We start from the raw sequence: 18,758 nt of genomic DNA, 5'->3' as shown, positions 1-18,758 counted from the left end.
GGGGTGGCTCTCCCTCAGACCCAGTACGCGACGCGGCCGCGGTAGCGCCGCATGACCAGCAGCGTCAGGGCCCAGCCGACGACGGCGATGCCCGAGACGATGAACCAGGTGCGCCACTCCTGGTCCTGGCCCAGCATCGGGCGCCGGACGAGCTCCACGAAGTGGAACAGCGGGTTGACCTCCACCCACCGTGCCCGCTCGGCGACGGCCGGGTTGGCCAGCAGGACGTCGTACATCCAGACGATCGGCGTCAGGAAGAACAGCAGCTGGACGACGCTCTGGATCACCGGCGGCAGGTCGCGGAACCGGGTGCTGACGATGCCGACGAGCAGCGCGACCCACATGCCGTTGACGACGAGCAGGGCGAACGCCAGGAAGATCGACAGGTCGGTCCACCACAGCGGCTGCGGGAACACCAGCAGCATGACGCCGTAGACGATCAGGTTGTGCGCGAAGAACAGCGTCTGGCGCCACACCAGCCGGTACACGTGGATGCTGATCGGCGCGGGCAGGTGGGTGATCAGGCCGGAGTTCGCCACGAACACCTCCGAGCCCTCGGAGATGCACCCGGCGATGAACGTCCACACGATCATCCCGACGAGGACGTGCGGCAGCAGCGTCGCCAGGTCCAGGCCGAACAGCGCGGAGTACAGGATCCCGAGGGCGATGGCGGTGACCGCCATGCTGATGGTGATCCAGATCGGGCCGAGGACCGAGCGCCGGTAGCGCTGGCGGATGTCCTGCCAGCCCAGCTGCAGCCACAGCTCGCGCTGCCCCCAGCCGCGGGCGAGGTCGCGGAACGCCGAGCGGAAGTCGGGGCCCGGGGGCTTGACGCCCGGCGGGGCCGCCGGGGCGGTGGCCGCGGCGGAGCCGGGCGCGGTCGTGCTGCTGGACGCCGTGCTGCTCGACGCCATGGCCTACTCGGCCCCGCCGTCGAACAGCCGCCGCCAGTTCTCCCGGCTGGTGAGCTCCGGCAGCGCCTGGCGGTAGGCGGCGGCCACCGCCGGGCCCTCCTTGGCCAGGCGCAGGCAGACCGCGGCGGACTCGCGGACCAGCCGCACGGCGGTGTCCCGGTCGAACCGGCGGATCCGCACGCCCTCCTGGGAGGCGTCGGTGACGACGACCTTCCGGAACCGGGACACGTGCCACCACTGCGAGTCCTCGAGCGGGACGTTCGCCGCGCCGGAGGTGCGGCCGGTCAGCTGCCACAGGACGCGCTTGGCGAGGACGGCCTTGAGCATCGACGGGTGCGGGTCGGCGCGCTCGGTGTCCTCGCCGCGCAGCGTCATCCCCGGGACGTCGGAGGCGCTGTGCCGCACCGTCTCGGGGTAGGCCCGGCGCAGCTCGCGGACCTCGGTGAGTGCCCGCTGGCCGCCGTCGCGCAGCACCTCCGGGCCGGCGAGGAAGTCCTCGACGCCCTTGATCGCGGTCGCGGTCAGGCCGTACTGCATGGCGGTCACGTAGGCGACCATGCGCCCGAACAGCACGCGGGCCAGGCCGCGGCCGGAGAACCCCGAGTGCAGGGCGGCGGTGATCAGGCTGTTGCGGACGCTGAAGTACCGGGACCAGTCGTCCTGGTCCTTCCAGGTGAAGTCCGCGTGCCACACGCCGGCCCCGGGGAGGGTGACCGTGGTGAAGCCGTTCTCGCGGGCCCGGTGGCCGTACTCGATGTCGTCCCACTGGAAGAACACCGGCAGCGGGTAGCCGGTCGCCGACACGATCTCCGAGGGGAGGATGGCGCTCCACCAGGCGTTGTAGACCGCGTCGACGCGGACCTCCTGGTTCTCCTCGGTCATGTCCTCGTTCCACAGCGCGCCGGAGACGACCTTGCCGGCCTCCAGCGTGCTGAGGTCGGCGTACTCCGCGCCGGTGTGCAGCCGCTTCGGGTGCAGCGCGTAGAGCATCTGCGCGCCCACGATGATCGGCTGCCGCGCGGAGTTGGCGAACGCGGTCAGCCGGATGATCGACTCCGGCTCCAGGACGATGTCGTCGTCCATGAACAGGATGTTGGCGTGGTGCTCGGCCTGGACCTCGGCGATCTCGTACATGCCGCGGGTGAAGCCCCCGGCGCCGCCGAGGTTGGCCTGGGTGATGTAGCGCAGCCGGCCGGCGAGGTCGGCGGAGATCTGCGCGAACTCCGGCTGCGCGGACACCCGCTTGTCGCCCTGGTCGACGACGTAGACGGTGTCCAGCGCGTCGAGCGCGGGGAGGTCGGCGGCCAGCGCCTGCAGGGTCTTGACGCAGTCCGTGGGCCGGTTGTGCGTGCAGATGACCACGGAGGTCCGCCGCGGCCGCGGCGGGTGCGGGATCGTCCAGCGCGCGCCGGAGACGGACAGCTCGGCCTCGCCGGCGCGGAAGTCCGCCCAGACCGCGCCGCCGTCGACGAACTTGTCGACGGCCACGGTGAGCCGCACGCGGCCCTCGCCGTCGAGCGCCTGCCCGCCCACGGTGCGCTCCTCGCCGGCGAAGTCGCTGGCGAACAGCTCGACGACGCCGGTGCCGGCGTACTCGGCCTCGAAGGTCACCTCGGTGACACCGGTCCAGCGCTGCCAGTAGGACGCGGGGACCCGGCCGAAGTAGGTGTTGGTGCTCAGCGCCGCGTGGGGGTCCAGGGTGAACGCGGTCCGCTGCAGGCGGACGCGGCCCTGGACCCGCTTGGCGTACAGCTCGGCCGGCAGGCCGAGGGCAGGTGGCAGGGTCAGCACCCGCTGCGCCAGGCTGGCGGTGTCCGGCTGCTCCTGCGCGGCGGCGGGCTCGGCGGATGTGGTGGTCATTGGATGTGCAGTCCTCAGGACGACGGCGTGTACGGGGCCGGCCCGCTCGGTCCACCCGCAGGCACGGGCGACCCACCGGCCACACCGAGGACTGGGCCCCGGACCGGTTCGACGTCGGCAGCATAACCGCGCCACCCGGTCCGGGCCCGCCACCGGCCGGGGCACCGGCCCCCGTCCGTCACAGCGCCACCACGTGGCCGCACGGACCCGTCCGTCCCGCCCCACGCCGACCGCACGGCCGCACGGCGGCGGCCGCCGGTCCCACCGCGGGGACCGGCGGCCGCCGCCGTCGGCGCAGGTCAGCCGCGGTGGGCGGTGACCCTGCCGTCCGCGGTGACCAGCAGGTGGCCGCCCTGGAAGTCGGTCCGGCGACCGCCGGACACGGCACGGGTGTCGCGCGTCACGAACCCGAGCCAGGACGCCGGACCGCCCATGTCGGCGTAGGCCCGTGCGGCGGGGGCCTCGACCACGCGGGCCCCGGTCTCCGGTGACCAGTACACCGCCCCGCCCTGCAGCTCGGCCCTCGCGCCGCCGCGGATGGAGACCTCGTCCGCGGTCGGGAAGCCCAGCACGCCCGGGCCCCCGTGGGCCTCGTACCGCCGCAGGATCGCGCCCCGCAGCACCTTGGGCCCGGTCGACCTCGACCAGTAGATCGTGCCGTTGCGGAAGGCGGTCACGTAGCCGCCGCGGGCCGTGGCCGCGTCACTGCCGATCGGGTACCCCAGCCGGCCGGACTCCCCACCCAGCTGGCGCCAGCGGGCCAGGATGTCCCCCCGCACCACGTGCGCCCCGGTCTCCGGTGACCAGTACACCGCCCCGCCCTGCAGCTCGGCCCTCGCGCCGCCGCGGATGGAGACCTCGTCCGCGGTCGGGAAGCCCAGCACGCCCGGGCCCCCGTGGGCCTCGTACCGCCGCAGGATCGCGCCCCGCAGCACCTTGGGCCCGGTCGACCTCGACCAGTAGATCGTGCCGTTGCGGAAGGCGGTCACGTAGCCGCCGCGGGCCGTGGCCGCGTCACTGCCGATCGGGTACCCCAGCCGGCCGGACTCCCCACCCAGCTGGCGCCAGCGGGCCAGGATGTCCCCCCGCACCACGTGCGCCCCGGTCTCCCGTGACCAGTACACCGCCCCGCCCTGCAGCTCGGCCCGGCGGCCGCCCCCGGCTGCAGCGACGTCGTGCGTCGTCGGGAAGCCGAGAACCCTCGGCCCGCCGTGGGCGAGGTAGCGCTGCAGGACCGGCCCGCGCAGGACCCTCGCGCCGGTCGAGGAGGACCAGAAGACGTCGCCCCCCGTGAAGGTCGCCCGCACGCCCGACGCGACGGCGGTCTCGCCACCCGTCGGGTAGCCCAGCTGCCCGGACTCCGCCCCCCACTGCCGCCACTTGCGGAGCACGGCCCCGCGGACGACGTGCGCCCCGGTGTCCGGGGACCAGTAGATCGCCCCGCCCTGCAGCTCGACCGTGGCGCCGCCCCGGGTCGGGCCGTCGTCCCTCGTCGGGAAGCCGAGCGCCCGGGGGCCGCCGGCGCTCTCGTAGCGCGCGAGCAGCGCGCCGCGGAGCATCCGGGCGCCGGTGGTGGCCGACCAGTAGAGCGTCCCGCCCTGGAAGCGGGTGCGGAAACCGCCGGGGACGGCCTCGTCCCCGCCGACCGGGTAGCCCAGCACCCCGGCCTGGGCGTTCTTGGCCCGCCAGGTGGCGAGCAGCACGCCGCGCACCTCGCGGGCGCCGGTGGCCGACGACCAGTAGATGGCACCGCCCTGGAAGTCGGTGTACCAGCCGGTGCCGAACGGGGCCGCGGTGTCGTCGCCGGTCGGGTAGCCCAGCAGGCGCGGGCCGCCGAGGGACAGGTAGCGCTCGAGGATCGCCCCCCGGACGACGTGGGGGCCGGTGTCCCGGGACCAGAAGATCGTGCCGCCCTGGTAGCTGCGGTAGCAGCCGCCGTGGGGCTGGTCGCAGGTCACCCGGGAGGTCGAGCCGCCCAGGTCCACCCCGGAGGCCCGCAGGTGCGTGTACTTGTCGTCGATGGACGCCGGGCCGGACTGGGTGCTGCCGAACCAGTCGGTGAAGTAGCTGAAGAAGTTGCGGTTGCCGTACGCCGAGCAGGCGTCCCCGGTGCCGTAACCGGCGTCCAGAGCGGCCTTGTTCGGCGTGTAGGGGGTGTAGTTGTACAGCCCCGCGGTGGCCTGGTTCTGGATGTAGACCCGCAGGGTGCCGCAGTCGGCGTTCGGGTGGTACCGGACGTTGTTGGTGACGCCCGCCCGGTGGCCGAACTTCGCCGGGTTCGCCCGGTAGTACTGGAAGCGGTGGGCCGCGTGGTAGAGCTGGTTGTAGAAGCCGTAGTACTGGGCGTCGCAGGGGGCGGTGTCCGGGCAGCCGTACCCGACCGCGATGCGCAGCTTCCGCTCCGTCGGCTCCGCCGTCCGGATCAGGCCCTGCTCCTTCTGCAGGAGCACGAGCAGCACCTGCGGGTTGACCCCGCAGGCGCGGGAGACCTTGGCGAGGATCTCCGCCGCCGTCTCCCGCTCCCGGCCCGCGTAGGCCGCGCAGTACTGGTCCGCCGTGCGGCTCCAGGTGTCCTGCCGCAGGTTCTTGAGGCACAGGTCACCGGAGCACGCGCTGCCCTTGGTGACGAGGAAGCCCTGGATCTGCGCGGCGTCCATCGCGCCGGCGTTGTAGAAGAGGTCGTCGTCGATGATGTTCCCGGGGTCGAACAGTCCCAGCTCGGCCGACTCGGTCAGGTCCGGCTGCAGCGGCGGCGCGGAGCCGCCGGTGGCGACGAACGCCAGGCCCAGGGCGAGCAGGCAGGTGGCGACCAGGCGCAGGCGAGACGTCACGGGACCTCCACCTCCACGGCGGCGGACTCGCCGGCCGACGTCGCGGAGGTGTAGACGAGCACCGCCTGCCAGGTGCCGGGGGTCAGCGCGTCGCCGCCCACCCGCACCTCGCCGCAGTCGGTGGTGGCTGCGCTGGGCGTGCCCAGCGCCTCGCCGCGCAGCTCGACGCCGTCGCGGCTGAGGGCCAGCGTGCAGGTGGCGTCGACCTCCACGACGTCGGCCGCGTAGCCGCCGGCGACGACGGCACCGACGGCGGCGTCGTAGCCGGCGTAGGTCAGCGCGACGGCGGCCGCCGCGGGCCCGGCGGCCTGCTCGCCGTCGGGCGCGGTGGGGGCGGTCGGCTGCGCCGTGGTCCGCGCGGTGGTCTGCGCCGCGGTCCGCGCCGCGTCGTCGCCGGGCTCCTCCCCCGTGGGCTCGTCCCGGGTCGCGGACGTGGGCGCCGTGGCCGTGGGCGCCGAGGGCGTCGGCGCACCCGCCGACGGGGCGGCCGGGGCGGTGCCGGCCGCGGCCGGCACCGTGTCCCCGGTCCGGGTCCAGAGGCCCAGCGCCCCGGCGACCAGGAGCAGGGTCACCAGGAGCAGGGTGGGGCGGCGACGGCGGCGGGTGTTGCGGGGCATCGGGCACTCCCAGGTCGCCCACGGGGGGCGGTCATCGGTGTCCGGGCGGCAGGCGGGACCCGTGCCCCGCACGGGACAGCGGCCGACCCGGGTTGCACTCGGGACGCTACGGGCAGTGACGACCCGCTTACGGGATCGACGCGGGGTGTGGGTCGGGTGTGCTCACCGCGACACCGAGACGGCACCGGTGCTCGCCCTCCAGGTCATCCGGCCGCCCTGGAAGTCGGTGCGGGTGCCCCCGCTAACGGAGTAGGTGGACCGCGTCGGGAAGCCCAGGGCCGAGGAGCTGCCCCCTCGCGTCCAGAAGGCGGACGCCGTCGCGCCGGAGACGATGCGGGCACGGGTGGACGGTGACCACCAGATGTCGCCGCCCTGGAAGCGCACGACGTAGCCGCGGCCGTCGCGGGTCCGCGCGTCACTGGTCGTCGGGAAGCCCAGCCGCCCGGTCGGCCCGCCGGCGGCCCGGTACGCCGCGAGGATCTCGCCGCGGACGATCTGCGTGCCCGTGGTCGGGGACCAGTAGACGTCCCCGCCCTGGAAGCGGACGTACGCCCCGCGCCCGGGCACGACGGTGTCACTGGTGGTCGGGAAGCCCAGGTAGCCGCCAGAGCCACCGGCGGCCAGCCAGGTGTCCCGGATCGCTCCCATCACGTAGCGGGCGCCGGTCGTCGGCGACCAGTAGACGTCGCCGCCCTGGAAGCGCACGAACCAGCCGCGCCCGTCCGGCGTGCGTGCGTCGCTGCTGGTGGGGAAGCCGAGGAACCCGGTCGGACCCCCGGTCGCCCGGTAGGCGGCGAGGATCTCGCCGCGGACGATGCGGGTGCCGGTCGTCGGCGACCAGTACACGTCACCGCCCTGGAACCGGCTGAACGCGCCGCGGCCCCTGGCGACGGAGGCCTCGCTGGTCGTCGGGAAGCCCAGGTAGCCCCCCGGGCCGCCGGTGCGCAGCCAGGTGGTGCGGATGGAGCCGCGCACGGTGCGGGCGCCGGTCGTCGGCGACCAGTAGACGTCGCCGCCCTGGAAGCGCACGACGTAACCCCGCCCCTCGGGCGTCGGCGCGTCACTGGTGGTGGGGAAGCCCAGCTTCCCGGCCGGCCCCCCGGCGGCCCGGTAGGCCTTGAGGATCTCCCCCCGCACGATGCGGACGCCGGTCGTCGGCGACCAGTAGACGTCGCCGCCCTGGAAGCGCACGTAGGCTCCGCGGCCCGGGACGACGGTGTCGCTGGTCGTCGGGAAGCCCAGGTAGCCCCCGGCTCCCCCGGCGGCGCCCCACGCCTCGCGGATGCCGCCGACGACGTGGTGCGCGCCGGTGGCCTGCGACCAGTAGACGTCACCGCCCTGGAAGCGCACGAAGTAGCCGCGGCCGTCGGGCGTCGGCGCGTCGCTCGTGGTCGGGAAGCCCAGGCCGCCGGCTGCGCCGCCGGTGGACAGCCACTTCGCGAGGATGTTGCCGCGGACCAGCTGCGACCCGGTGGCCGGGGACCAGTAGACGTCGCCGTGCTGGAAGCGGACGAGGGCCCCACGGCCGCCGGCGGTGGGCGCGTCGTCGCTGACCGGCGGGCCGAGGACGGCCGGGCCGCCGGAGGCGAGGTACTTCTCCAGGATGCCGCCCAGCACCAGCCGGACGCCGCCGAGGGGGGAGGAGTACAGCCGGGCGCCGTTGCTGTAGACCTGCCAGGTGACTCCGGCCTCCGTCTGCTCCCCGCCCACCGGCGCACCCAGCCAGGAGCGCAGCCCGGCGTCGGCGTCGTAGCGGGTGCGGATGGGCGACTTCTGGTCCGCCAGCCTGGCGGCCGCCTCGTCGCGGATCTCGCCCAGCCGCGCGTAGCCGTAGCGGCCCGGGCAGGCGGTGCTCTTGGTGTCGCGGTGCCCGTGGACGGTCGGGAGGGTGACCGCGGTCCCCGCGCGGAACTTGTCCGTGCCGCCGGAGGTGAGCGTCGTCGTCCCCCGCGGGTTGACGCCGTAGAGGGAGAACTTCCACGCGATGACCGCCGCGACCGAGTCGACCATCGCCTGCGGCGTGCCGACGACGTCGTAGTTGCCCATCATCGACACCCCGAAGGTGCCGGTGTTGAACCCGCCGGCGTGCGCGCCGACCACGGTGCTGGCCAGCCCGCCGGAGCGGCCCTCCCAGAGCCGGCCGAACCGGTCGACGACGACGTTGTAGCCGATGTCCCCCCAGCCCAGGCTCTTCGCGTGGTAGGTGTACATCGAACGCATGATCGCCGGCACCTGGTCGGCGGCGTAGCCGTTCGAGCCGGCGGTGTGGTGCACCGTGGCGGCCTTGATGGTGCTGGCGTACTGGGGCGTCCAGGTCATCAGCCGTTCGTCGGCGCCCCACTGGGCGCGCGAGAACACCGGCGGCATGGTCGCCGCCGCGTCGGCGGTGTCCTGGATGTCCGGGCTGCCCAGCGAGCCGTCGGCCGGGCTCTCCCCCGGGTCGACCAGGTCCAGCTGCACGTCGGTGGGCCGGGCGCCGGAGCGGGTGACCAGCTCGGCCTCCACCGCGGTGGCCGGGCCGGTCCACAGGGGCTCGGTCCCGCCCCGCACGGTGGTGTCCGTGTCGGCGTCCGCAGCCTGCTGGGGCGCCTCCGCGGCGACCTCGGTCCACGCCCCCCACCGGCCGCCGGCGCCGCGCACCCGCACCTGGACCACGGTGTCGGTGACCGCCGGGTCCAGCTCCCACGTGACGCCGACCATGGAGAACTCGTCGACGTCCGTGGCGGTCACGGTCAGCGCCGGCTCGGCTTCGGAGATCCCGGCGACCAGGTCGGTGGTGCCTTCCTGCACCTCCGCCTCGGGCGCGGGGTCGTCGACCGACCCCATGGCCACCTCGTCGACCGACGTGGCGACGGGCTCGGCCTCGGGGACCGGCTCGGCGTAGACGGGTGCCACCAGGACGACCGCGGTGAAGGCGACGACGGCGGTGGTTCCTGCGAGCAGGCGGCGCACGGGGTGGACCTCCGGTGGAGCGCGGCGGCTGCACCCGGGTCGCGGGCGCATCTGTCCACCCAGACCATCGGCCAGCCGGACGTCGATCTTGAGTCGACGCGGCCGTCGGTTCGCCGACGATCCGTCCCGTCCGTCCCTCCGGTGTCCGGCGTCCCGCGGACACCGCGCTCAGCGGGCCGGCCACCCCTGCAGCGCCACGTGCGGGAGGGCCGCGTGCAGCGCCGCCCGCCACGGCCGGGGCGCGGGCAGGCCGGCGGCCAGCCACGCGGCGCCGTCGAGCACCGACCACGCCGGGCGCGGCGCCGGCCGCGGGAAGTCCGCGGTCGTCGTCGGGCCGACCAGGCCCGCGTCGGCACCGAGCTCCTCGTAGACCGCGCGCGCCAGGCCGTACCAGCTGACCGCGCCGGCATCGGTGCGGTGCAGCACCGGCGGCACCGGGCCGGGCCGGGCGCCGAGCTCGACCAGTCCGGCCGCCAGGTCGGCGGCCCAGGTCGGCGAGCCGACCTGGTCGTCGACCACCGAGACGGGGGCGCCGGCGAGGGCGCGGCCGGCCATGGTGCGCACGAAGTTGCCGCCGTGCGCCCCGTACACCCAGGAGGTGCGGACGACGGTGGCGTCTCCGCCGGCGGCCGTGACCGCCCGCTCCCCCACCGCCTTGGTCCGGCCGTAGGCCGAGCGCGGCGCCACCGGGGCGTCCACCGGGTAGGGCTCGGTCGCCGTGCCGTCGAAGACGTAGTCGGTGGAGACGTGCACCAGCCGCCCGTGTCCGGCCAGCTCCTCGGCCAGCCAGCCGGGGGCGCGGCCGTTGACCAGCAGCGCCGTGTCCTCGTCGGTCTCGGCGGCGTCGACGGCGGTGTAGGCAGCGGCGTTGAGGACGACGGGCCGCCGTCCGGACCGGTGGGCGGCGGCCAGCCAGCCGCGGACGACGGCGCGCACGGCCCGCTCGTCGGTCAGGTCCAGCTCGGTGCGGCCGAGTGCGGTGACGTCGTCGCCCGCCCGCCCGGCGAGGACGGCCAGCAGGTCGCCGCCGAGCTGCCCGCGGGCGCCGGTGACCAGCCAGGCGGTGGGCCCGGATCCGGTCACGCCAGTGCGGTGGCCGCGGCGGACTTGAGCGGTTCCCACCAGGCCCGGTTGTCCCGGTACCACTGCACGGTGAGCGCCAGCCCGTCCTCGAAGGTCGTCCGCGGGGCGTACCCGAGCGCGGCGGTCTTGGAGTGGTCGACCGAGTAGCGCAGGTCGTGGCCGCCGCCGCGCGGGTCGACGATGTGCTCGACGTAGCCCCAGTCGCGGCCGGTGGCCTCCAGCAGCTTCTCGGTGAGCTCCCGGTTGGACAGCTCGCGGCCGCCGCCGATGTTGTAGAACTCGCCGGGCAGGCCCTTCTCCAGGACCAGCTGGATGCCCCGGCAGTGGTCGTCGACGAACAGCCAGTCGCGCACGTTGGCGCCCTCGCCGTAGAGCGGCACCCGGAGCCCGTCGAGCAGGTTGGTGACGAACAGCGGGATGACCTTCTCGGGGAAGTGGTACGGCCCGTAGTTGTTGCTGCACCGGGTGATCGAGATGTCCAGCCCGTAGGTCTTCGCGTACGCGCGGGCGATCAGGTCGCCGCCGGCCTTGGCCGCCGAGTACGGCGAGTTCGGCTCCAGCAGGTGGTCCTCGGTCCAGGACCCCTCGTCGATCGAGCCGTAGACCTCGTCGGTGGAGACGTGCACGACCCGGCGCACGCCGTGCCGCAGGCAGGCCTCGAACACCTGCTGGGCACCGAGCACGTTGGTCAGGACGAACTCCGAGGCGCCGGTGATCGAGCGGTCCACGTGCGACTCGGCGGCGAAGTTGACCACGACGTCGTGCCCGGGGAGGGCCGCGCCGAGGTCCGCGGCGCTGCAGATGTCGCCGCGGACGAAGCGGTACCGCGGGGAGTCCGCCACGGGGGCCAGGTTGGCGGGGTTGCCGGCGTAGGTGAGCTTGTCGAAGACGGTCACCTCGGCATCCTCGAACCCGGGGTAACCGCCGGTCAGCATGGTCCGGACGTAGTGCGAGCCGATGAAGCCCGCTCCCCCGGTGACGAGCACGCGCATGACCCGATCCTGCCGCCCGTCCCCGAACAGGGCATCCTCCCGGGGGGTGAGGGCGTCGGACCGCCGCGCCCCTGCCTCAGCGGGTCAGCGACGGCGCGCGGCGGCGGCGCCGGACCAGCGAGCGGACCACCGCGGCGAACGACACCCGGTAGGCCGCGCAGTCGCAGCGGCCGCAGTCGGTGCCCGCCCTGCAGTGCTCGTGCACCGCGCGCTCGTGCCGGCAGGCGGCACAGCGCGGGGATCGGCGGTCGGGGTCGTGGAGCACGCCCCCAGCTTCCCCCGGCAGGCCCCGGGGACGCCCGCCGGGGACCGCAGGACCACCCGTCGGGGGCGGACGGCAGGCGTGCTCCTCACCCCAGGACTCTGGTGCGGACACGCAGCGTGCGCAGAACCCGTCCGTCACACCGGTCCCGGGCGGCCCAGCCACCCGGGCGTCGCTGACCGTAGGCACCTACTCTCCCCGAGTGACCAGATTGCGGAACGTGGCGGTCGTCCTCGCGGGGGGGACGGGATCGCGGGTCGGTCTGTCGATCCCCAAGCAGCTCGTCAAGGTCGCGGGCAAGCCGATCATCGAGCACACCATCGGGTTGCTCAACGCCTCCCCGCTGGTCGACGAGGTGGTCGTGCTGATGACGCCGGGCCATCTGGACGCCGTCCACGACATCCTCCGGTCGGGTGCCTACCCGAAGGTCACGCGGGTCCTCGAGGGCGCCGGCACCCGCAACGCGACGACGCAGCGCGCCATCGACGCGCTCGGCGCCGAGGAGTGCAACGTCCTGTTCCACGACGCCGTCCGGCCGCTGCTGAGCCAGCGGGTCATCGCCGACTGCATCGACGCCCTGGAGGAGTACGAGGCCGTCGACACGGCCATCCCCTCGGCGGACACCATCATCCGGGTCGACGACACCGGCCGCACGATCGACGAGGTGCTCGAGCGCGGGCGGCTGCGCCGCGGGCAGACCCCCCAGGGCTTCCGCCTGTCGGTGATCCGGGAGGCCTACCGGATCGCGGCCGGCGACCCGGAGTTCCAGGCGACCGACGACTGCACCGTGGTGCTGCGCTACCTGCCCGACGTGCCGATCGCCGTCGTCCGCGGCGAGGACCGCAACATGAAGGTCACCGAGCCGATCGACGTCTACATCGCCGACAAGCTCTTCCAGCTGGACAGCCACGCCGCCCCGCGGCCGCGCTTCGACGCCGAGTACCGCGCCGCGCTCGAGGGGCGCACGGTCGTCGTCTTCGGCGGGTCGTACGGGATCGGCGCCGACCTGGTGCGGCTGGCCGAGGCGCACGGGGCGCGGACGTTCACCTTCAGCCGGTCGGAGACCCGCACCCACGTCGAGCGGCGCTCAGACATCGTGGCCGCCTGCGAGCAGGTGCTGGCCGCCAGCGGCCGGGTGGACTTCGTGGTCAACACCGCCGGGGTGCTGCCCCGCGGCGAGCTGGCCTCGACCAGCGAGGAGACCGTCTACCTGGCGACCGAGGTCAACTACCTGGCACCGATCCACATCGCGCAGGTCTTCCACCCGCACCTGGCCCGCACCGGCGGCTCGCTGCTGCTCTACACCTCCAGCTCCTACACCCGGGGCCGCAGCGGGTACAGCCTCTACTCGTCGGCCAAGGCCGCGGTGGTGAACCTGACCCAGGCGCTGGCCGACGAGTGGGCCGCCGACGGCGTCCGGGTGAACTGCATCAACCCGGAGCGGACGGCGACCCCGATGCGCACCCGTGCCTTCGGCGCCGAGCCCGCGGACACCCTGCTCAGCTCGGAGGCGGTGGCGGAGACCTCCCTCGACGTGCTGATCTCCCCGTGGACGGGGCACGTCGTCGACGTGCGGCGCGAGGACGCGCTCGCCTCCCACCTCAGCGCCTCGGTGACCGCCGAGCTGCTGGAGGGGTCCGCCCCGGTGGACCCGGTCGCCACGGACGTCGACCCGGCCGCGCTGCTCCGTGACTGACCGGCCGCTGGTCGGCGTCGTCGTCCTCACCCAGGGACGCCGCCCGGCGGAGCTGGACCGTGCGGTGCGCTCGGTGCTCGCCCAGCGGGGCGTGCGCACCGACGTCGTCGTCGTCGGCAACGGCTGGGCGCCCGCCGGGCTGCCGCAGCGCGTCCGGGCGGTGGTCCTGCCGGAGAACGTCGGCATCCCCGCCGGCCGCAACGCCGGGGTGCCGCACGTCGAGGGCGACCTGCTGCTGTTCCTGGACGACGACGCCGCGCTGCCCGACCCCGGCTTCCTGGCCGAGACCGCCCGGCGGTTCGCCGCCGACCCCCGGCTGGGCCTGCTGCAGCCGCGGGTCGACGCCGCGGACGGCGGCCCGCCGCCGCGCCGGTGGACGCCGCGGATGCGGGTCGGCGACCGCGCCCGGCCCAGCCCGGCCTTCTCCGTCTGGGAGGGTGCCGTCGTCGCCCGGCGGGCCGCGTTCGACCGGGCGGGTGGCTGGCCGGCGCCGTTCTTCTACGCGCACGAGGGCATCGAGCTGGCCTGGCGGGTGTGGGACGCCGGCGCCACGGTGCACTACGCCGGTGACCTGGCCGCCGTGCACCCGGTGACCGTGACCACCCGGCACGCGGACTTCTTCCGGCTCAACGCCCGCAACCGGGTCTGGCTGGCCCGCCGCAACCTCCCCTGGGTGGTCGGCGTGCCCTACGTGCTGACCTGGACGGCCCTGCAGGTGGTCCGCTCGGTGCGCACGCCGGCCACCCTGCTGCCGTGGTTCCGCGGCTGGGCCGAGGGCTGGCGCACGCCGGCCGGCGACCGGCGGCCGCTGCGCTGGCGCACGGTGGCCCGGATGGCCCGGCACGGCCGGCCGCCGGTGGTCTGACCGACCGCGCCGGTCCGTCCCGGGTGTCCCACGCCGCACTCCTGCGCGGCTGACACCACCCGGCCCGGGCGGTCCCGGGCCGGACCGCCGGGCGTGGATAGCGTCGGGCGATGACCACCGTGGCCGCGTCCCCCGCCGGTGTCCGCGAACCGGCGGTGGCGTCCGCGACGGGGTGGATGGACGGTGCCCGGGTGGTCGCCATGGCCGCCGTCGTCCTCATCCACGTGGTGGCGCCGGTCGTCTCCGACGGGCAGGGCGAGGACCTCACCCACCCCCGGTGGTGGCTCGGCAACGTGCTGGACTCGCTCGCGCGGTCCGCCGTCCCGCTGTTCTTCATGGTCAGCGGCGCGCTGCTGCTGTCCCCGGAGCGCACCGAGGGTCCCGGGCGGTTCCTCCGCCGCCGGCTCCCGCGGATCGGCGTCCCCCTCCTCTTCTGGAGCACGTTCTACCTCGGATTCCGGGTCGTCGCCCGCGGCCACGAACTAGGGGCGCGGGACGCGGCAGCCGCGCTCGCGGGCGGGGTGCCCTACTTCCACCTCTGGTTCCTCTTCGCCCTCCTGGGCCTGTACCTCACCACCCCGCTGCTCCGCGTCGTGATCCGGCAGAGCTCCGACCGGTTCGTCGCGTGGGCCTGTGCGGTCCTGCTCCTCCTCGGTGCGGTGGACCAGGTGCTCACCTCGTTCCTGGGCGCCGGGAGCCCCAACGCGGTGACCTGGTTCCTGCCCCACCTCGGCTACTACGTCGCCGGGCACCTCCTGCAGCGCTGGGCGCTCCCGGCCCGAGCGGTGCCGGTCGCCACGGGGGTGTTCGCCTCGGCCACCGCGGTCACCGCCGTGGGCACCTGGGTGCTGGCCCGGGAGTCCGGCTGGTCCCCCGCGGCGGCGTACCTCTACGGGTACCTCAGCCCGACGGCGCTCGCGGCCTCCGTGGCTGCCTTCGTCCTGCTGCGCGCCCTGCCCGGCCGCCTCCCCCTCCGGGCCGGTCGGCGCTGGGACGTGGCGGCGCACCGGTTGTCGCGCCTGGCGCTGGGCACCTACCTGGTGCACCCGGTGCTGCTGTGGGTCTACCCGTCGGTGGGTCTCGTGGAGTCCTACCCGAGCCGGGCGCCGGCCCTGCTGGTGGCGTTGGTCACCCAGTGGCTCGTCGTCACGGTGGGCTCGCTGGCCCTGACCTGGGTCGCCCTGCGGGTCCCGCTGCTCCGCCGGGTGTTCTGACGAGACCCGTGCCGCCCTCGGGCCCGCGGGTAGCGTCGCTGCAGCCCCGTCTCAGGAGAGTCCTTGCCTGCCCTCTTCCCGATCACACCTGCCCGGCTGCGCTCGTCGGTCGGCCGGCTCGTCCGGCGGCTGGGCCTGCAGCCCGGCGGCGAGCCCGACGGCCTCGGCGAGGACACCAGTCTCCGCGACACGGTCCTCGACCAGCGGGTCGTGGTCTTCTTCCCCGAACCGCTGCGCAACGCCTACCAGCTCGAGCAGTGGCTCGGCCCGCTGGCCGCCCTCGACGAGCGGCACGGCGTCGTGGTGCTCACCCAGGACAGCCGGACGACGGCGCACCTGCGCCGGGTCACGACGCTGCCGGTGCTGTGCGTGGCCTGGACGGCCACCATGGAGGCACTGGTACGGCGTGGCTCCCTGGCCCTGGCGCTGTACGTCAGCCACCACCCCCGCAACTTCGCGTTCCTGCGCTGGCCGGAGCTCGCCCACGTGCACCTGGGGCACGGTGACAGCGACAAGGCCGTCTCCGCGTCCAACCAGCTCAAGGCCTACGACCGGGTGTTCGTCGCCGGGCGGGCCGGGGCGGAGCGGGTCCTGGAGACGCTGATGTGGTTCAGCGCCGACCGGCTGGTCGAGGTCGGTCGCCCGGCCCTCCCCCGGCCGGCTCCGCGACACCGGCCCGCGACCGCCCCGGCCACGGTGCTGTACGCGCCGACCTGGGAGGGCGCGCAGCAGTCGATGTCCTACAGCTCGGTGGCCACCCACGGCGTCGCGCTGGTGCGTTCGCTCGTGGCCGCGGGCTTCCGGGTGGTCTACCGGCCGCACCCGCGGACCGGCGCCAACCGCGCCGACGTCCGGGCGGCCGACGCCGCGCTGCGGGACGTCCTCGCCGGGGAGGCCGTCCGCGGCACGGGGAGCACCGTCGACGCGGCGTCGTCCCTCGAGGACGCCTTCGCCGGCGCGGACCTCCTGGTCACGGACGTCTCCTCCGTCGCGGTGGAGTGGCTGCCCACCGGCCGGCCGCTGGTGGTCACCGTCCCGGCCGAGGCGGGCGCCGTCGTGGGCCCGTCACGGCTGCTCGACGCCGTCCCCCGGCTGGCCGCCGGGTCCGCCGCAGCGGCCGGCGAGCTGGCCCGCCGCTGCCTGGCCGACGACCGGGAGCGCCGGCAGCGGGAGGCGCTGGTGCAGCACTACCTCGGCGGCGCCGACCCCGACGCGGCCCTGACCCGGTTCCTGGAGGCGTGCGACGCCGTCCTCCGCGAGCGGGACGCCCTGCGGGCCGGCCCGGCCCGGGCCGCCCGGTGACCCCCGACCGCCCGGCGTGGCCCAGCATCACGGTCCTGCGGGAGGTCACCCAGCCACCGGCGATCCGCGGCCGCCGGACCGCCGAGCACTGGACCGGCGACCTGTACATGCGGCGCATCTCGCCGTACCTCACCCGGGTGCTGGTGCGCGCCGGGCTCACGGCGAACGCGGTCACCGGACTGATGATCGTCACCGGGGCCGCCTCCGGCTTCGCGCTGCTCGTCCCGGGGCTGGCCGGCGCGGTGCTCGCCGTCCTGCTGACCCAGCTGCAGATGCTCTGGGACGCCAGCGACGGCGAGGTCGCCCGCTGGCGCGGGACCTCCAGCCCGCTCGGGGTCTTCCTGGACAAGGTGGGCCACTACCTCGCCGAGTCCCTCATCCCGATGGGCCTCGGGGTGCGGGCCGCCGGCGGGCTGGACGGCCTGTCCACCGGCTACGGCTGGACGACGCTCGGCGCGCTGCTGGCCGTGGTCATCGTCCTGAACAAGGCGCTCAACGACATGGTGCACGTGGCCCGCGCCGCCGCCGGCCTGCCGCGGGTGTCCGACGACGAGGCCACGACCGCACCGCGCGCCTCCGGGCTGGCCCGGCTGCGGCGGCTGGCCCGCTTCATGCCGTTCCACCGGCTCTACCACTCGATCGAGCTGAGCCTCCTGGTCCTGGTCGCCGCCGTCGTGGACGCGGTCACCGGCGACCTGACCGGCACGCGGGTCCTGCTGGCCGTGCTGGTCCCGGCGTCCCTGCTCGCCGTCGCCGGGCACTTCCTGGCGATCGTGACCTCGTCCCGGCTGCGCGGCGCCCCGGCGGCCTGAGGGCTCTCAGCCGGTCAGGACGGTCACCCGGCCGATGAGGATGCGGTGGTCGGAGCACGACCCCGGCGGGTACTGGTCCGGCCGGCCGGGGACGCCCCGGCAGGACCTCGAGGTGTCCAGCGAGTCGCCCCAGTAGCGGCCGGCGATGCGGTCCTGGCGCACGAAGACGTGGTCGATCTTCGCGCAGCCGGCCGCCGTCGACGCCGTGCACCCCGCTCCCGGGGGGGCACACGGCGGCAGCGCCCCGGCCGGACCGGCGGCGGTCCACTCGCCGTACCCCGGGCAGCGCGCGGCGTCGCTGTCGTCCAGCTCCCGGTAGTTGCCCGTGTTGCCCCGGTTGGCCGGCACGTCCAGCGACCGGGCGTACCAGTTGTCGAGCCGCCGGTAGTGCGGCTGCGCGTTGAGGTCGCCGGCGATGAGCACGGTGTCCCCCGCGGCGGCGTACGCCTCGAGCCGGCCGAGCACGGTGTTCAGCTGGTTGACGTTGTGCGGCTGCCCGTTCCAGGGGGACGCGTGTCCCTTGGTGGTGATGTGGGTGGTGCAGAACCGCACCTTCGGCTGGGCCGCCTGCCCGACGCAGAGCAGGTGCCGGCGGTCGGGGAGCCCGTCGGAGGGCAGCGGCCACCGGTGGGTCGCGCCCAGGCGCGCGGCGCTGAAGACCGCCACGCCCAGGCTCTCCCCGTTGCACAGCGACCGGGAGGTGCGCTGCTGCGGCACGAACCGGCCGAAGTTGCCCGGGTCCTGGGGCCAGCCCGCCCGCCGCAGCCGGTCCACCAGCGCCTCGTACTGCTGCCAGCAGAGCTCGTTGACGGCGACGAGGTCCGCGCCGCGGTTGACGATGGACGCCGCGGCGGCGTCGACCATGCCACTGGTCACCGACCCGCCGTGGAGCTTGCTGCCGGCGACGTTCCAGTGCCACACGTCGTAGGTCGCGGTGGGACGCGCGGCCGCGGCGGTCGTGCCGCTCAGCAGCGTCGCGGCCACGACGACGACGGCGGCGACCCACACGAGCTTCTTCACGCACGCCCCAGAGATCCGGTCCCCCACCTGACAGTGGGGTCCGGTCTAGGTCAGTGACCGGGGCGCCACCAGCCCGGATGGCCCTGCGGTCCGCCGTCCGGGTGTCCCTCTCCCGCTGGACGCACGCCGCGGCATCACCCGGTGTGGTCACCCCGCAGCTCATCCGTGATCGGCCTGGCCACGGGCTGGGTCCCGCACGCCCGTCCCCGCCACCGTGCGACCCAGGACCGCCAGCCCGCGGGCGGGGAGCCGTCCGATGTGCTCGCCGGTCCGATGGAGGCCGCACGGTCAGGCGCGTTGCGGGAGCCGCCGATACCACGGGTGCCCGGGAGGACGGG

The 18,758-nt window shown here is 75.0% G+C and carries 14 protein-coding genes; 5 read left to right on the top strand and 9 right to left on the bottom strand.

What is annotated here, in order from left to right; translation table 11 throughout:
- Positions 1 to 14 precede the first annotated feature (14 nt).
- The 8 genes from wzm to CHB98_RS20925 form a co-directional block, all read right to left on the bottom strand.
- On the bottom strand, positions 15 to 914 hold the full coding sequence (gene wzm, locus CHB98_RS01780) for a galactan export ABC transporter permease subunit Wzm/RfbD (protein ID WP_245820849.1): 900 nt from the start codon (positions 912 to 914) through the stop codon (positions 15 to 17).
- 3 nt (positions 915 to 917) lie between these two features.
- On the bottom strand, positions 918 to 2,774 hold the full coding sequence (locus CHB98_RS01775) for a glycosyltransferase (protein ID WP_089303877.1): 1,857 nt from the start codon (positions 2,772 to 2,774) through the stop codon (positions 918 to 920).
- 299 nt (positions 2,775 to 3,073) lie between these two features.
- Complete coding sequence (locus CHB98_RS01770) at positions 3,074 to 5,605, bottom strand: hypothetical protein (protein WP_089303876.1); 2,532 nt, start codon at positions 5,603 to 5,605, stop codon at positions 3,074 to 3,076.
- On the bottom strand, positions 5,602 to 6,222 hold the full coding sequence (locus CHB98_RS01765) for a hypothetical protein (protein ID WP_089303875.1): 621 nt from the start codon (positions 6,220 to 6,222) through the stop codon (positions 5,602 to 5,604). The genes CHB98_RS01770 and CHB98_RS01765 overlap by 4 nt, the downstream gene beginning before the upstream one ends.
- A 162-nt stretch (positions 6,223 to 6,384) precedes the next feature.
- The gene (locus CHB98_RS01760; protein WP_089303874.1) at positions 6,385 to 9,174 is read right to left on the bottom strand and encodes an N-acetylmuramoyl-L-alanine amidase; all 2,790 of its coding nucleotides are present in this window, start codon (positions 9,172 to 9,174) and stop codon (positions 6,385 to 6,387) included.
- A gap of 168 nt (positions 9,175 to 9,342) precedes the next feature.
- A complete protein-coding gene (gene rfbD / locus CHB98_RS01755) occupies positions 9,343 to 10,257 on the bottom strand; it encodes a dTDP-4-dehydrorhamnose reductase (RefSeq protein ID WP_089303873.1) in 915 nt (304 codons plus the stop codon).
- Positions 10,254 to 11,249, bottom strand: a complete 996-nt coding sequence (gene rfbB / locus CHB98_RS01750; protein WP_089303872.1) for a dTDP-glucose 4,6-dehydratase — start codon at positions 11,247 to 11,249, stop codon at positions 10,254 to 10,256. Before rfbB ends, rfbD begins: the two co-directional genes overlap by 4 nt.
- 76 nt (positions 11,250 to 11,325) lie before the next feature.
- Positions 11,326 to 11,514 carry a hypothetical protein gene (locus CHB98_RS20925; RefSeq protein WP_143424912.1) on the bottom strand — a complete coding sequence of 63 codons (189 nt, stop codon included), beginning with the start codon at positions 11,512 to 11,514 and terminating at the stop codon, positions 11,326 to 11,328.
- A 199-nt stretch (positions 11,515 to 11,713) separates the two neighbouring features.
- Here CHB98_RS20925 and CHB98_RS01745 point away from each other — a divergent pair, with 199 nt between their 5' ends.
- The 5 genes from CHB98_RS01745 (at position 11,714) to CHB98_RS01725 (ending at position 17,400) form a co-directional block, all read left to right on the top strand.
- On the top strand, positions 11,714 to 13,207 hold the full coding sequence (locus CHB98_RS01745) for a bifunctional cytidylyltransferase/SDR family oxidoreductase (RefSeq protein WP_089303871.1): 1,494 nt from the start codon (positions 11,714 to 11,716) through the stop codon (positions 13,205 to 13,207).
- Entirely contained in the window at positions 13,200 to 14,072 is an 873-nt protein-coding gene (locus tag CHB98_RS01740) for a glycosyltransferase family 2 protein (protein WP_089303870.1), read from the top strand. The genes CHB98_RS01745 and CHB98_RS01740 overlap by 8 nt, the downstream gene beginning before the upstream one ends.
- A gap of 110 nt (positions 14,073 to 14,182) precedes the next feature.
- The gene (locus CHB98_RS01735; protein WP_089303869.1) at positions 14,183 to 15,286 is read left to right on the top strand and encodes an acyltransferase; all 1,104 of its coding nucleotides are present in this window, start codon (positions 14,183 to 14,185) and stop codon (positions 15,284 to 15,286) included.
- Between the two features lie 63 nt (positions 15,287 to 15,349).
- Positions 15,350 to 16,588: a CDP-glycerol glycerophosphotransferase family protein gene (locus CHB98_RS01730; protein ID WP_089303868.1), complete on the top strand. Its 1,239-nt coding sequence runs from the start codon at positions 15,350 to 15,352 to the stop codon at positions 16,586 to 16,588.
- Positions 16,585 to 17,400: a CDP-alcohol phosphatidyltransferase family protein gene (locus CHB98_RS01725; RefSeq protein WP_089303867.1), complete on the top strand. Its 816-nt coding sequence runs from the start codon at positions 16,585 to 16,587 to the stop codon at positions 17,398 to 17,400. The genes CHB98_RS01730 and CHB98_RS01725 overlap by 4 nt, the downstream gene beginning before the upstream one ends.
- 6 nt (positions 17,401 to 17,406) lie before the next feature.
- Here CHB98_RS01725 and CHB98_RS01720 read toward each other — a convergent pair whose 3' ends face one another.
- Complete coding sequence (locus tag CHB98_RS01720) at positions 17,407 to 18,420, bottom strand: endonuclease/exonuclease/phosphatase family protein (RefSeq protein WP_218822209.1); 1,014 nt, start codon at positions 18,418 to 18,420, stop codon at positions 17,407 to 17,409.
- Between the last annotated feature and the right edge of the window lie 338 nt (positions 18,421 to 18,758).

This window comes from Geodermatophilus pulveris (genome assembly GCF_900188375.1).
GTDB lineage: Bacteria > Actinomycetota > Actinomycetes > Mycobacteriales > Geodermatophilaceae > Geodermatophilus > Geodermatophilus pulveris.
This window is presented reverse-complemented; position numbering and strand designations above follow the sequence as displayed.

Excerpts from the sequence above, each read along its gene's own strand:
- wzm (WP_245820849.1), bottom strand. The coding sequence starts at position 914 with ATGGCGTCGAGCAGCACGGCGTCCAGCAGCACGACCGCGCCCGGCTCC.
- CHB98_RS01775 (WP_089303877.1), bottom strand. The coding sequence starts at position 2,774 with ATGACCACCACATCCGCCGAGCCCGCCGCCGCGCAGGAGCAGCCGGAC.
- CHB98_RS01765 (WP_089303875.1), bottom strand. The coding sequence starts at position 6,222 with ATGCCCCGCAACACCCGCCGCCGTCGCCGCCCCACCCTGCTCCTGGTG.
- rfbB (WP_089303872.1), bottom strand. The coding sequence starts at position 11,249 with ATGCGCGTGCTCGTCACCGGGGGAGCGGGCTTCATCGGCTCGCACTAC.
- CHB98_RS01735 (WP_089303869.1), top strand. The coding sequence starts at position 14,183 with ATGACCACCGTGGCCGCGTCCCCCGCCGGTGTCCGCGAACCGGCGGTG.